Source organism: Polaromonas sp. SP1 (genome assembly GCF_003711205.1).
Taxonomy (GTDB): domain Bacteria; phylum Pseudomonadota; class Gammaproteobacteria; order Burkholderiales; family Burkholderiaceae_C; genus Polaromonas.
Genome location: NZ_CP031013.1, coordinates 3,550,354 through 3,563,969, shown reverse-complemented (window position 1 = coordinate 3,563,969; position 13,616 = coordinate 3,550,354). Strand labels below are relative to the sequence as shown.

At 61.1% G+C, this 13,616-nt stretch carries 11 protein-coding genes; 7 read left to right on the top strand and 4 right to left on the bottom strand.

The window, feature by feature from the left end:
• Positions 1 to 33 precede the first annotated feature (33 nt).
• The 6 genes from mltG to DT070_RS16875 all read left to right on the top strand — a co-directional run bounded on the left by mltG (position 34) and on the right by DT070_RS16875 (position 4,979).
• Positions 34 to 1,041 carry an endolytic transglycosylase MltG gene (mltG, locus tag DT070_RS16900; RefSeq protein ID WP_122956444.1) on the top strand — a complete coding sequence of 336 codons (1,008 nt, stop codon included), beginning with the start codon at positions 34 to 36 and terminating at the stop codon, positions 1,039 to 1,041.
• A gap of 105 nt (positions 1,042 to 1,146) precedes the next feature.
• Complete coding sequence (gene tmk, locus DT070_RS16895; protein WP_122956443.1) at positions 1,147 to 1,836, top strand: dTMP kinase; 690 nt, start codon at positions 1,147 to 1,149, stop codon at positions 1,834 to 1,836.
• Positions 1,833 to 2,942: a DNA polymerase III subunit delta' gene (locus tag DT070_RS16890; RefSeq protein ID WP_122956442.1), complete on the top strand. Its 1,110-nt coding sequence runs from the start codon at positions 1,833 to 1,835 to the stop codon at positions 2,940 to 2,942. Before tmk ends, DT070_RS16890 begins: the two co-directional genes overlap by 4 nt.
• Positions 2,943 to 3,002: 60 nt before the next feature.
• A complete protein-coding gene (locus tag DT070_RS16885; protein WP_122956441.1) occupies positions 3,003 to 3,383 on the top strand; it encodes a PilZ domain-containing protein in 381 nt (126 codons plus the stop codon).
• Positions 3,384 to 3,510: 127 nt separating this feature from the next.
• Positions 3,511 to 4,311: a TatD family hydrolase gene (locus DT070_RS16880; RefSeq protein ID WP_122956440.1), complete on the top strand. Its 801-nt coding sequence runs from the start codon at positions 3,511 to 3,513 to the stop codon at positions 4,309 to 4,311.
• The gene (locus tag DT070_RS16875; protein ID WP_122956439.1) at positions 4,308 to 4,979 is read left to right on the top strand and encodes an ankyrin repeat domain-containing protein; all 672 of its coding nucleotides are present in this window, start codon (positions 4,308 to 4,310) and stop codon (positions 4,977 to 4,979) included. The genes DT070_RS16880 and DT070_RS16875 overlap by 4 nt, the downstream gene beginning before the upstream one ends.
• 83 nt (positions 4,980 to 5,062) lie before the next feature.
• Here the strand turns inward: DT070_RS16875 and DT070_RS16870 are convergent, their stop codons facing one another.
• Entirely contained in the window at positions 5,063 to 6,793 is a 1,731-nt protein-coding gene (locus tag DT070_RS16870) for an autotransporter outer membrane beta-barrel domain-containing protein (protein WP_122956438.1), read from the bottom strand.
• A 163-nt stretch (positions 6,794 to 6,956) separates the two neighbouring features.
• On the opposite strand from DT070_RS16870, the gene DT070_RS21695 reads away from it, so the two are divergent.
• Positions 6,957 to 7,091 carry a hypothetical protein gene (locus DT070_RS21695; RefSeq protein WP_255416842.1) on the top strand — a complete coding sequence of 45 codons (135 nt, stop codon included), beginning with the start codon at positions 6,957 to 6,959 and terminating at the stop codon, positions 7,089 to 7,091.
• A gap of 421 nt (positions 7,092 to 7,512) precedes the next feature.
• On the opposite strand, the gene DT070_RS16865 is transcribed toward DT070_RS21695, so the two are convergent.
• Genes DT070_RS16865 through DT070_RS16855 form a run of 3 tightly spaced genes read right to left on the bottom strand, consistent with a single transcriptional unit; the run spans position 7,513 to position 13,573 of the window.
• Positions 7,513 to 7,920: a hypothetical protein gene (locus DT070_RS16865; RefSeq protein WP_122956437.1), complete on the bottom strand. Its 408-nt coding sequence runs from the start codon at positions 7,918 to 7,920 to the stop codon at positions 7,513 to 7,515.
• Positions 7,920 to 10,370 carry an RHS repeat-associated core domain-containing protein gene (locus tag DT070_RS16860; protein ID WP_164483774.1) on the bottom strand — a complete coding sequence of 817 codons (2,451 nt, stop codon included), beginning with the start codon at positions 10,368 to 10,370 and terminating at the stop codon, positions 7,920 to 7,922. Before DT070_RS16860 ends, DT070_RS16865 begins: the two co-directional genes overlap by 1 nt.
• The gene (locus tag DT070_RS16855) at positions 10,367 to 13,573 is read right to left on the bottom strand and encodes a LamG-like jellyroll fold domain-containing protein (RefSeq protein WP_164483773.1); all 3,207 of its coding nucleotides are present in this window, start codon (positions 13,571 to 13,573) and stop codon (positions 10,367 to 10,369) included. Before DT070_RS16855 ends, DT070_RS16860 begins: the two co-directional genes overlap by 4 nt.
• Positions 13,574 to 13,616 lie beyond the last annotated feature (43 nt).

Below are 13,616 nucleotides of genomic sequence, written 5' to 3'. Positions count from 1 at the left end.
TTTTGCGTTCTGTACTGAAAAGGTAGCTGGGTTGTGCGTCGTGTCTTTACAAGTCTGTTCTTACTGATATTTGTTGGCGCCCTGCTGTCGTTTGGTGCGGTCCTGTGGTGGCTGAACGAGCCGATCCCGCTGCGGCTGGCGCCCGGCAGCCAGGTGGTGGACCTGGAAATCGAGCCCGGAACCCCTGCCAGCAGCGTGGCCGACGTCATCGTGGCCAGCGGCGCCGATGTGCCGGCGATCTTCCTGCACGCCTGGTTCCGCTTTTCGGGCCAGGGCAGGCAGATCAAGGCCGGCAGCTATGAACTGGCGCCCGGCACCAATCCGCAAAAGCTGCTCAGCATGCTGGTGCGCGGCGACCAGGCCCTCAAAAGCGTGACGCTGGTGGAAGGCTGGACCTTTACCCAGGTGCGCGCCGCGCTACAAAAAGCAGAGCAGCTGGCCCCCGACACGCTTGGGCTGGAGCCCGAAATCATCATGCAAAAGCTGGGCAAGCCAGGGGTGCACCCCGAGGGCCGCTTTTTCCCCGACACCTACACCTACGCCAAAGGCTCGAGCGACATGGCGGTGCTCAAGCGCGCGGCGCGGGCGATGGACAAGCGGCTGGACGCCGCCTGGGCGCTGCGCAACCCCGATACCCCGCTCAAAACCCCGGACGAAGCGCTGATCCTGGCCAGCATTGTCGAAAAGGAAACCGGCAAGCCTTCGGACCGCGCGCAGATCGGCGGCGTTTTTACCAACCGGCTGCGCCTGGGCATGCTGCTGCAGACCGACCCGACCGTGATTTACGGCCTGGGCGCGCAGTTTGACGGCAACCTGCGCAAGCGCGACCTGCTGGCCGACACGCCCTACAACACCTACACCCGCGCCGGCCTGCCGCCCACGCCGATCGCCATGCCGGGCAAAGCCGCCTTGCTGGCCGCCGTGCAGCCCGCGCCCACCAAAGCCATCTACTTTGTGGCCAAGGGCGACGGCAGCAGCCACTTCAGCAGCAGCCTGGACGAGCACAACCGCGCCGTGAATAAATACATCCGCGGCCAGTAACGATGGCCCCCACACTTTTCACTTCGTGTAATGCGTTGCCCCCCGCGGGGGCTGGCCTTGCCTGGGGCGTCCCGGCGCGGCGGCCCTCATTTACCGGGTCAATCCATGAGTAAACATCTGCACGGCCTCTTCATCAGCTTCGAAGGCATAGACGGCGCCGGCAAGTCCACACACATCGCGGGGCTGGCCGATGCCTTCAAGGCCGAGGGCAGGGTGGTGACGCTGACACGCGAGCCCGGCGGCACGCCGCTGGCTGAAAAGCTGCGGGCCATGGTGCTGAACGACGCGATGGACCCGCTGACCGAGGCCCTGCTGATCTTTGCCGCCCGGCGCGACCACATCGTGAACGTGATCGCCCCGGCGCTGCTGCGCGGCGAAGTCGTGCTGTGCGACCGCTTTACCGACGCCACCTTTGCCTACCAGGGCGCAGGGCGCGGGTTTGACCTGAAGCTGCTGGCCACGCTGGAGCAATGGGTGCAGTCCGACGAAGGCCTGCTGGGCGACCCGGCCGGCAATTCGCCCATGAAACCGGAAGTCGAAACCGTGATCGAGCCGCATTTGACCGTCTGGTTTGACCTGGCGCCAGAAGAAGCCGCGCTGCGGCTGGCCGGCGCCCGCGTGCCCGACAAGTTTGAGGCGCAGCCGGTTGAATTCTTCCGCCGCGTGGCGCAGGGTTATGCCGACCGGCAGAAAAACCACCCCGAACGCTTTGCCCGCATTGATGCCAGTCAAAGCCGTGACGACGTCTGGCAGGCGGTGCGGCAGGTGTTCCTGGCCAAAGGATGGTTGTCATGAGCGACGCCGGCCACACCGCCGAATCCAGCAACCCGCCGCTGGCGCCCTGGCTGCAGACCCAGCTTGAAAGCCTGCTGGTGCAGCGCGGCCATGCCTGGCTGCTCAGCGGCCCGTCGGGCCTGGGCCAGTTCGAGCTGGCGCTGGCGCTGGCGCGCGCCTGGCTGTGCGAAGAAGCCACGCCCCAGGGCGCTTGCGGCCATTGCGGCAGCTGCCATGCGGTCGATGTGCACACGCATGCCGACCTGTGCATGCTGATGCCCGAAACACTGTCGCTGGCGCTGGGCTGGCCGCTGGACGAAAAAACCCAGGACGAGCTCGACGCCAAGAAGCGCAAGCCCAGCAAGGAAATCAAGGTCGACGCCGCGCGCGAAGCCGTGTCCTTCACGCAGTTCACGCGCTCGCGCGGCACGACCAAAGTCGTGCTGGTGTTTCCGGCCGAGCGCATGAACAACGTCACCGCCAACACCTTGCTCAAGACGCTGGAAGAGCCACCCGGCGCCGTGAAATTCATCCTTGCCACCGAAGCGGCCCACCAGCTGTTGCCCACCATCCGCAGCCGCTGCCTGGGTCACACCATGGTCTGGCCCGACTTTGACCTGGCGCTGGGCTGGCTGCAGCAGGAAATAGTCAATGCCGCGGACGGTGCAGGCGCGCCCAAAAAAGCCGCCGCCGCACCGAAACCGGCAGACCTGCAAACCCTGCTCGTTGCCTCAGGCGGCCGGCCGGCCGATGCATTGATGTGGGCGCAAAACAGCCCGGCGGCCGAAGCCGCCCAGCACTGGCAAGCCCTGCCCAAGGCCATGGCCCGCGGCGACGTGAGCGCCTTGTCGGACTGGGCGCCGGCCGAGGCGGTTGATGCGCTGCAAAAGCTTTGCCACGACGTGCTGGCCGTGCGCATGGGCGCCGCGCCCCGGTTTTTCAGCGCCGGCGACCTCCCGGCGCAGCCGCCCGCCGCGGCGGGCAGGGCCGGTGGCGGCCTGTATGCGCTGGCCAGCTGGGCCAAAGAGCTCGCCACCACCGCCCGCACCGTCGAGCACCCCTACAACCCCGGCCTGATGCTGGAGTCCCTGGTCAGCCGCGCCCGGCTTGCGCTCAACGCCAAATAAAGCGTCTCATTCACGCCGCATTTGCGGGCACCGCCCGCCTCAAACCGATAAACTAGCGCCATGAGCACACCCCCTCCCGCAAGTACCCCCGCAGCAGCCGGTGCCCGGCCCAGCGTCGTCCAGCTGGCCATCAAGGAAAAAGCGGCGCTCTATGCCGCCTACATCCCGCTGTTCAAGGAAGGCGGCGTTTTCATTCCCACGGCACGCGAATACAAGCTGGGCGACGACGTCTACGTGTTGCTCACACTCCCCGAAGACACGCAGCGCTACCCGGTGGCCGGCAAGGTAGCCTGGGTCACACCGCCCAAGGCCGCCGGCAACCGCACGCAAGGTGTCGGCGTGCGGTTCCCGTCAGACGAAAAATCCCGCCTGCTCAAGATCAAGATCGAAGAAATCCTGGGCGCGCACCTGGCCTCCGACCGGTCCACGCAGACGATTTAAGCGCTGCCGGCCCGCCCGGCCGGGCCCGCCAGATCTGCCAGATCTGCGGCTTGCTACACTTTTAATAGCTAACTCCCAAGGCGCAGTCTGGGCTAGAGGCTTATTTCATACACAGGTTTCTCCCGGAATGTTCACCGACTCCCATTGCCATTTGAGCTTCCCGGAACTGCAGGCGCAGCTGCCGCAAATCCGCCAGGCCATGCAGGACGCCCAGGTCGACCGGGCGCTGTGCATCTGCACCACCCTGGAAGAATTTGAAACCGTCCACAGCCTGGCCACCGGCTACGACAACTTCTGGGCCACCGTGGGCGTGCACCCTGACAACGAAGACGTGCGCGAACCCAGCCTTAACGACCTGCTGGAGCGCGCGGCGCTGCCCAAAGTGGTCGGCATCGGCGAAACCGGGCTGGACTACTACCGCCTGGGCGAGCGCACCGTGGCCGACATGGAATGGCAACGCGAGCGCTTTCGTGTGCACATACGCGCCGCCCGCCAGACTTCCAAGCCCCTGGTCATCCACACCCGCAGCGCGTCTGACGACACCATCGCCATCCTGAAAGAAGAGGGCGGCGGCACCGCCGGGCAGCCCGGCGCCGCCACCGGCGTTTTTCACTGCTTTACCGAAACCCTGGCGGTGGCCCGCGCGGCGCTGGACCTCGGGTTTTACATCTCGTTTTCCGGCATCCTGACCTTCAAGAATGCGGCCGACCTGCGTGAAGTCGCCCGGTTTGTGCCGCTGGACCGCATGCTGATCGAAACCGACAGCCCTTACCTGGCGCCCATGCCTTACCGCGGCAAAACCAACAACCCGTCGTATGTTCCGTTCGTGGCAAAGCAGATCGCCGAGCTGACGCAGCAACCCATCGAAGCCATCGCAAACGCCACCAGCCGCAACTTCGAGCAGCTTTTCACAGGCATCAAAGCATGAACAAAAACCTCATGTATTACTTTAGAAAAGCAATTTACCTTGTTGTTATTGCTGGATTTTCTGCTGCACACGCTGGCTCCTATGAAGACTTCTTCATGGCCATCAAGCAAGACACCCCTGCGCCGATCCAGAATCTGCTGCAGCGCGGATTTGACCCAAACACCATAGATCCAAGCGGCCAGACCGGCTTGATCATCGCCCTGCGTGAGGAGTCTTTTAAGGCCGCCGCGGTATTGGTCAACTGGCCCAAGACCGATGTCAACGTGCTCAATCCCAAAGGCGAAAGCGCCCTCATGATGGCCGCCCTCAAGGACCAGCGCGAGCTGGCCGACAAGCTGATCAAGAAGGGCGCCGACGTCAACAAGACCGGCTGGACCCCTTTGCACTATGCCGCCGCGCACGGCCACGTGGCCATCATCAGCATGCTGCTGGAAAACAGCGCCTACATCGATGCCGAATCCCCCAACGGCACCACGCCGCTGATGATGGCCGCCATGTACGGCACACCGGAATCCGTCAAGCTGTTGCTGGAGGAGGGCGCCGACCCCCAACTCAAGAACCAGCAGGGCCTGACCGCCCTGCAATTTGCCGAGCGCGCCGCCAGGCCGGACGCCATCGAGTTCATATCCAAGGCAATTCAGGGCAAGCGGCCAGCCGGGCAGTGGTGACTTTTACCTTTTGACGTTTTGAGCTTTTTTTCCAGCAATCTGGCATTGCTTCCCTGCAAGAGGCGTGGCGCCTGAAGCGCGTTCTAAAACGGCACCCTCACATTCACCGAAGCCGTCTGGTTGATAAAGCCCCGGCGCGCTTCCACGTCATAGCGCAGCGCTACCTGCGCCATTTTCACCTGTCGGAAGGCCCAACCGATGCCGCCGCGCACGATCCACGGCGAAGGCCGTATGCCTTCGACCAGGAAGGCGCCGCCGCCGCCGGCATAGGCGGCCGTCACCGTGTTGCGCCTGGCCAGCGTGTCGTAGCCCAGGCCCAGGTTGGCGGTGAGGGTGCTTTGCACGCTCAGCTTGTGTGCCAGGCGGCCTTCAGTGCCGATCACCAGTTCCTTCGCGCTGGCGCTGCCCACGGCGAGGTTGAGCACGCCGGCGCCGTCTTCGGTATAGCCGCGCGAGCGGACGTAGCTGTAGTCGGCGCGCAGCGCCGGGGCGAAGGTGGTGTCCGCGCTCAGGCTGTAGCTGCGCGAGAGGGCGCCGCCGGCGTGGGCGGTGTAGGCGTTATACGTCGCGTTGGCGGTGCGGTTCAGGCCGCCAAAGTCGATCGGGCGGCTGCCCTTGTTGACGGCCATGCCGCCGTCGACCTGCCAGGTGAGGTCCAGCGCATCGGAAACCGCATGGCGGCCGTAGCCGATCAGGGTGTAGTTCTGGATGGAGGCATGGTTGTTGCCCCCGCCGCGGCCGTTCACCCGCACCTGGCCAAAGGCGGCGGCGATGCCGACGCGGTCGCTAGCTGAGACGTCCCGGTCAGCCCCGAAGACGACGCCGGTGCTGCGCGCGTTGTAGCCGGCCACGCCTTCACGTGCGTCCTGCTGCGCGTACGAGCCGTAGGGCTTCACCCAGGCGCTGCGGTCGCCCTGGAAGGCGTCGCCGGCGGAGATGCCGGTCTGGCTGTCCACCCGCGCCTGGATCACGCGGTTGACTTCGCGCATCGTGTTCAGCGTGATGCTGTTCATCCCGGAGGTGAACAGTGGCAGGGTCTGGTTGACCGCGTTCGACAGCGTGTCAATGGTGGGCATGCTGCTGAAGGCGGTGGCTACGGTGGAAGCATCACCGGGGTCGGCGCTGGAATTGCCCAGCATGACATCGAGCGCGCCGGCGGCCGGCGTGCCCGGGTTGTTGCCGGCCACGGTCATCGCGTACGAAAGCGTGGGGCCCATGCGCATCAGCATCGCCAGGTCTTGGCCCACCCCTAGCAGGCGCCACGCTTGCGTGCTCAGCAGAGAGAAATTCAGATTGTTGTTCTGGAACACGAACTGTCCATCTGCATAAACGGCGTCGGGAACGCCGCCGAAGGCGTAGGCGCCGCCGGTCTGCGGGATGGCGGTGACACCGGCGAGGGTAACAAAGAAAACGTACTGCTTGCCGGCGATCAGGCGGATGCCGCCGGTGTCGACAGTGACCGGCGTCTGGGCGGCGTTCGAATGCATGGTGGTCACCGCCGAGGTGAAGAGCGCCGGGCCGATGACGCGCCGGGTGCCGGCGTCCCACTCGTAAACGTAGGCCCTGTATTGCAGGGCGGGGGCGCCGATGCTCACCCGGGTGTAGAAGGTGAAGCTGTTCAGCGCGCCGCTCGCGGCGGTGGCCATAAAGGTCTGGCCGTAGGTCGAGGTGATGGTCGGACCCCAATCAGTGATGTTGCTGACACCGTTCCACTGCGGTACGGTATTGATATTGCTCTGCGGGAAGCTGGACTGCGCGACGGCGGACGCAGCGCCAAGCGCTGCCAGCGCGGCGGTCAGGTGTAGTCGTTTCATGGCTCCTCGGCCTCCTGGCCGCCCTCAATGAAAGTTATTGTTTAAAAGACGTTTTCCATCTGCTGCAATGGCGGCGCACGCCCGGGAAGGCAGCAGCGACGCAACAATATCTTACAGACGGCAGCCATGAGTCCAAAGCGAATAAACGCGTAAACATTCCGCCATGTACAACTGGTTTGCCGATCGCGTGAAGTGGCAGACCTGGAAGACAATTGAATTCCTTGAGGGCTTATGCATTTCAGGTGATGCCTGCCAGGTGACGGATGGCCAAAACGGGCCAATTCAGGAACATGGTTAATGTTCTACGATGTATATTATGTTAATTAACATTTTCATCAAGACCAGGAACACTGCCAAGTGACAGCCGCCATAACAGCGATAACGTAAACCTACGTCCAATTACGACGTAACCCTGCTCTTTTCGGACGTTTTGACAGCTTCATATGTTGAATTTCAGCGGAAATTGATCCAATTTGAGTCACAGCTTCCGTCTAAATCTGACCCAGGTAGCCTAGTTTTAAAGTGAGGAGAACTAGGAGTGATATACACATCGTAAGGACACCTCCCTTAACTGGCGCGGGTCAAAAGTTGATAGAAATATAGGGGCAGATTTCGGTGCAATTCAACAATAGGGGCAGGCTTCAGCACAATTCAACATTGATGGAAAGACTGGATCAGATTTCAGCGCATTTCCACAAACCAACGCCTATTGCAGTTTGCTACTCAGAGAAAACACTACTCGGCAAATACGCGCAAGCCAAATGTTTACAAACGAAGAGTGCAATCAATCTCGAAGAAATGACTTCCTCGAATCGATCTAAAAATGTTGGTAATTCGATTGAAAGGAAGTAGTCAATATCCCAACTCTGCCTCCTTGTCTCATCAAGGGGCAAGTTGTGAATCAAATTCAAGATCATCCCGGCGCTGATGAAATCAGAATTTCTTACTTGGGAAATTACCTCCGGAACACATAATTCAACTATTTTCCTTGTGCTTAAAACCGTTATCGAATCTGCATGCTCCAGCACAACCTCGAGGCTGGAAAGAATGTGTTCATTTGAACTTCCGCCAAGCAAAATATTTCTGCTAGAAATCAAAGCTTCCGAAATCTGCTGTTGCTGAGTCATCAATAACCTCCGGGTGTGTATGTTAAATCGGCTGAAGTCTTATAAGCGCCGTACGGCAACTCCACTCTATTTATAGGGACTTCCGCGATACCTGCGCGAGGCGCCGCGAGGGCACGGTGATGACCATCCACGATGTATAAACGGCCTTGATGCTCGGTTACTGTCAGTGGATTCTTGACTCCTTCGATTCGTAGATTTTTGATGAGCTTGTCAAGTCCCCTGTTACTCATCGTCTGACCGTGTGTTGGGATCAGTTGTCCAACCCTCGCAGTCTCTTTTGCAAATTCGCTTGCGGCACAGAATGCCCCAGATTCAACGCCTTCAGAAATCGCTCTGGCTACCGGCGTCATGCGCGACACCGTAGCGGGAATCTGCGCAACCAACGGACTCATAGGGGCTGCAACTGCCCCGTTCACGCCTGAAGCACCCGCCACGAATTCTGTGATGGCCGGACTGAAACGGTAGTAGGCACTTTGGACCCCCGCCGCCACTCTGTTGGCTGCCATGACCCAATTCAGCCCTTGGGGATCTATTCGATTGAGCGGGTCCCCTCCCACATACCCAAAGGTATTGATTCCCCCTGCCAAGCCAATCGGATCAGACTGCATATACCGCCCGATGCGCGGGTTGTACTCGCGATGCCAATTTTGGAACATACCACTCTCAGCGTCAAACACCTGACCAGGCAAACGTTGGTTGAAGCTGAAGGTGCCAAGGCTGCCCGGGTTCTGATCCGGCGCTGTCGCACCAAATGCTTCAGCGGTATCCCATCTCCACACTACCGCTTCGTCGCTCTGCCGCGTGATGATGCGCGGTGCACCGACTTGGTCCGTCGAGACGTTGTATAGGCTGATCGCAATATCGTTTCCTGCTACCGTACCCGACTGCTTGATCACGCCAACCGGCAAGCCCAGATAGATGGTTTCGTAAAGCGGTGTTCCGTTGGCATCGTACTCACCCAGTAGTTTTCCTGACTCGTCATAAACGTAATAAATCGCGCCGGTCGGCACCAGCGCCGTCGGCCCCGTCTTGCCAACCCGCAGTTCCAGCGCGTTGTAGCTGTAACTGACCGTGCCACCCGCATTGATCATCGCGGCCAGCCTTCCCCGGTCGCTGTAGGTATAGGTATTGGTGCCATCACTCGTGATGTTGCCGGCCGCGTCGTGTTGGATGGTTGCCGTACCTCCCACATCCTGCGTCTGGGTCAGCTTGTTGCTGGTCGCGGAGATGGTGTTGGGGTAGCTGGTGCCACTCACTGCTTTGGCCGTTCGGTTTCCGGTGGCGTCGTAGCTGTATTGAATGGCCGTGCCGTTCTGGGTGGCGCTGATGAGGCGATTCAGGTTGTCATAGCCAAAGCTCTGATCCAGCGCGGGGACAGCCGTTCCATTGCTGGTGTGGGTGTAGCCGGTGATGCGGCCTGCGCTGTCTCGCGCCACTGTGCGACGGATACCGGTTGCGGCCCCCACCCCTGCTGGGTCACCCAGGTTGTACGCAGCGATCTGGCCATTGCCGTCATACGCAATGGCCTGAGTCTTGGTGCTGGCCCAGGTCCAGCCGGTGAGCTTGCTTTCAGCATTGGCGGTGATGGCACTGATCATCGGCAGGCTGGTGCCGGTATTGGTGCCCACGCCGTTCGCATTGGGCGGGTTAACCGTGATTCCAGATACGTCGCCGTAGGCGTTGTAGCTGTAGTTGACCCGGGTACCGCTGGGGTAGGTGATGGCGGTCAGTTTGTCCAGCGCAGTGCCGCTATCGCCCCAGGTGTAGCCGACCGTGAAAGTCTTGGCACCTGTGGTCTGAACCTTGGCTGTTTTGCGGCCAATGCTGTCGTAGGTGTAAACAGCTTGGCCACTGGCGTCGGTGATCTTGGTGAGCTCGCCAGTCGCGGCAGGCGTGGGCGTGCTACCACCATCGTATTCAATGAGGGTGTCTGTGCCTGTCGGGTACTGGACACGCTTGAGGCGATCCAGGTTGTCGTAGGTGTACTGAGTCAGCTTGCCTCTGGCGTCGGTCTTGGTCTGCACGTTGCCGTTGGCGTCGTAGGTGTACTGGCTGGCCCCCGTGTCGGGGCTGGTCTGCGTAGTAACGTCGCCCAGGCCGTTGGGCGTGTAGTTGGTGTTCAGGTTGCGCGGGTCGGTGACCTGGGTCAGGCTGTCGTTGGCGTTGTAGCTAAAGCCGGTCACAGTCGGGTTGCTAGTGCCGGTGTTGGCCGGCTGCTGGGTCTGGATGGGGCGGCCCAGGCTGTCGTAGTAGATGTAGGTGGCCAGGCCGTTAGGATCCAGCACGGTGGTGGGCCTGCCCATGGCGTCATAGCCGTACTGCCAGGTCATGGACTGGGCAAACACCGGGGCTGCAAAGGACAGTATGGCCAGGCTGCACAATCCGGCAACGAAGGGGGTGTTGAACAGGCCGTTTCTGCCGCGCACCGTGGAATCATTTGTGGTTTTCAATTGCTCGCTCCCGTGATTTGTTGGATTCGATTCAGCGCGTCGTAGACGCGAGTGATGTTTCGTTGCAGGTTGCCTGAGGGGTCCTTGACCTGTTCGCCGACCTTGTTGCCCATGTTGTCTAGGCTGTAGGTCACGGAGTTGCCTTTTGTATCGGTCACACCGGTCAGCCGGTGAGCCGCGTCGTAGCTGTAGCTCATCGTTGTGGTGTCAGGCAGAGTGACGCCTATCAATTGACCCGCGTTGTCGTAGGTGTAGTTGGTGGTTCGGGCGACTCCGCCCGGCGGCGTCACCGTGACGCTACTGATCCAGCCTCTGGGGGTGTAGCTGGTATCCGTCACTACACCCTTCGGATCAATCATCCGACGCACCCGCCCTGCCCTGTCGTACAGCGGGAACTGGGTGACGTGGCCCGCCGCGTTGGTGATTGACTGAAGGTCGCCGACCGTGTGGCCAACGGCGTTGGGATCGGGCGGTGCCCCTGTATTCGGGAAGGCCTGCGTGGGCGGAGTGAAGTTGGCCGTGTAACGAGCCACGCCTTTGGTGATGCGAATATCCTCCATATAGCCTAGCCACGTCGCAGCGCCCGAGGCCGAAATGTAGGCTTGCGTAATCGATGCAATATTGCTGGCGTCTGTCCAGGAGCTCACAGGGCTTCCTGAAAAGATGTTGTTGCGCAGCGTCAGCAAATTTCCATCCAGGAAGGCGCGGATCACCCCCCCGCTGCGTGTCATCGCCACATGGTGCCAAGCGCCGGCAAGACTGGCTTGCGTGTGCTCTGAGCTGTATACGGTGGCCAATGCACCCGATTGAGATGCAAACTGAAGCCTTGTGCCAAATCCACTGTTTCCGAAGCGAATGGACATATCTGTCGATCCCCACGGCATGACAAAAATATACCGGTAGTCCGAACCGGCTGACGAAAGATAGAACCACGCCTCGACCGTGAAATCACCGGTTCCAAAGCTGAAGTCGGTGCCGGGGCTAGAGGGAATGGCGAGATAGTCGTCGTTGCCGTCAAAGGCGATTGACGATCCGCCAAACTTGCTTTGCGCGGTGCTGATCTTGGCGCCGCCAACCACGGCAACCGTCTTGGCTAAAGAAGCGCTGTCCACCATGACAGTCGAATTGTTGCTTCCATCCCCATGCAGCAGCACGCTCACCGAGCCGAAGGAAGGATCTACACCAGCCCCAAGGTCAGGGAAACCGCTTGAATCGCTGTAGTAGGAATACGTGGTGACGCGGCTCAGCGGATCGGTGCTGGTGAGCACCCGCCCAAAGGCGTCATATGTAAAGCTTGAAACGCGCTGCGCGACAGCGGCGTCCAGCGTGGCGGCCAGTCCAAGATGGCCGTCGGCATCGGTCGTTGCCTGCACGACCTGCTTGCACAGCACAGCGATCGGTTTGCCGTCAGGTGTTTTTGCAGTGGCGGGCGCGCAGCTGGCCGGCACATTGCCGTTGAAGGGGTCGGGCTGGCCGTTGTAGATGCTGGTCGTAAGACTCAAAGGCTGCGCGGCTTTGGTTGCCAGGCTCCAGTCCGGGTGCCACTGTGTGCTCAGCTTGCGGCTACCGGCGGGCAGGCTGGCGTTGGGGGCCAGCACCGTGGCGCAGCTGGCTGTGTTGGCCAAGCCTTCAACTGCCACCGTGGGCAGGTTTCGGCTCAAGTCGTTGGCAAAGCAGCTGCGCTGACCGCTGAAGTCGTCGCTGCTGGCGACATTGCCGTTGGCGTCGTAGCTCTGTGTGCTGGTGGCTGCAGCACAGCCTGAGCCGGCAGGCTGGCTCATGGTGGTGATGGCCGGCATGCCAAACTGGCTTTGAACGCCCATGTCGGCGGTCGAGCCGTTGGGGGTGGTCAGCACTGGGGCGGTAGGGATTTGCCAGGTCCGGTTACGGGTCAGTACGTTGGTGCCGGCGTCATAGCTGTCTACCACCGAGACGGCAGGCGCCTGGCCATAACTCACGCTGTAGCGGTTGACGCCCCCGGCGTATTCGGTAGAGATGGCGCGCCCCGCACTGTCGTAGCCAAAGGTGGCGTAGCGGGTGGTGTTTTCATCTGTCACGCCGGTGAGCGCCCAGGCAAAGCTGGTGTTCTCATAAAGAAACTGGCGCACTTTTCCGTCCTGCCAGGTGAGCGAAGCCAGGTTGCCTGCCGCGTCGTAGGTGGCACTGATGGCGCGGCCAACGGTGTCGGTGATTTTGGTGACGCGCCTGCCCGGGCTGCCGCCCACGGCATTGCCATAGTCAAACCGGACAACCCTGCCGTCGTTGTCTTGCACCGACGCAAGGTCGCCTGCAAGGTAGGTGAAGGTCAGCACCTTGCCTTGTGCGGTGGCCAGGCTGGTCAGTTGCCCGGCGCTGTTGTAGATCTCTTGTATGCCGCCGTTAACGTCTGAGAAGCGGTAGCCACCGGTGATGGCGACCAGGGTTTCGTTTCGGCTGGCGCCTGAGGTAAACACACCGCCTGTTGCCGTAAAGCTGAGAAGGCGGCCGTTGCCTCGCGACACAATCGCGCTTTGCAAGGTAGGCGACAGGTTGAGTTTGCGGTGCAGGCTGGTAAACCACAGTTCGCCGAAAGATGGCAGGTGGCTGTAGGCTGAAGAGACGGAACCCGGCGTTTTGGAGACGCTGTCGTACGCCAGGCTCAGGGCGATACCGCCTATTTCAATGCCTGTTGGCACTGGTTCTACCTTGCTGCCTGTTAGCGGGTAGATGGGGTTGCCATATTCTGGGTTGGAACTCTTTGGAGCTGGACAGGCTTTGGCGAGCGGAGATGTTGGCGGCACCTGTGTGGCGTCAACCTCGTTTCGTTTGGAGCAAAAATTCTGAGCACCGACCTGGATATAGCCTTCGCTTTCTTTGCAGATGCATTCTGACCCACTCAACTCCGAGTTTTCCGGACAGTAGCTCGTGACCTGCACACCGCCCGAATTCTGACTCATCACGCCGTTGGAAATCTGTCGGACGTAGAGGCTGCAACTCAGGCCGCTACTGCTCAACGACCACGGCTCCCACGTGTTGTAAGTGCCAAGATTGGAGAGAATATGCCCACTCGCCATGGCTTGACAGGCATCGCTTCGCGTCGCCGCAATGGGGCCAGGGGGCCAGCCAGTGACCACCACACGAAAGCCTGATTGCTGTGGAAATATCGCGTATGCCGGGCCGGACAGCACACCGAGGGCGAAGGCCAGGAGCAGGCCAGTGACCATGCGAAGAAGGTAAACCATGCCGCCCCAGTATTGGAATGACGGC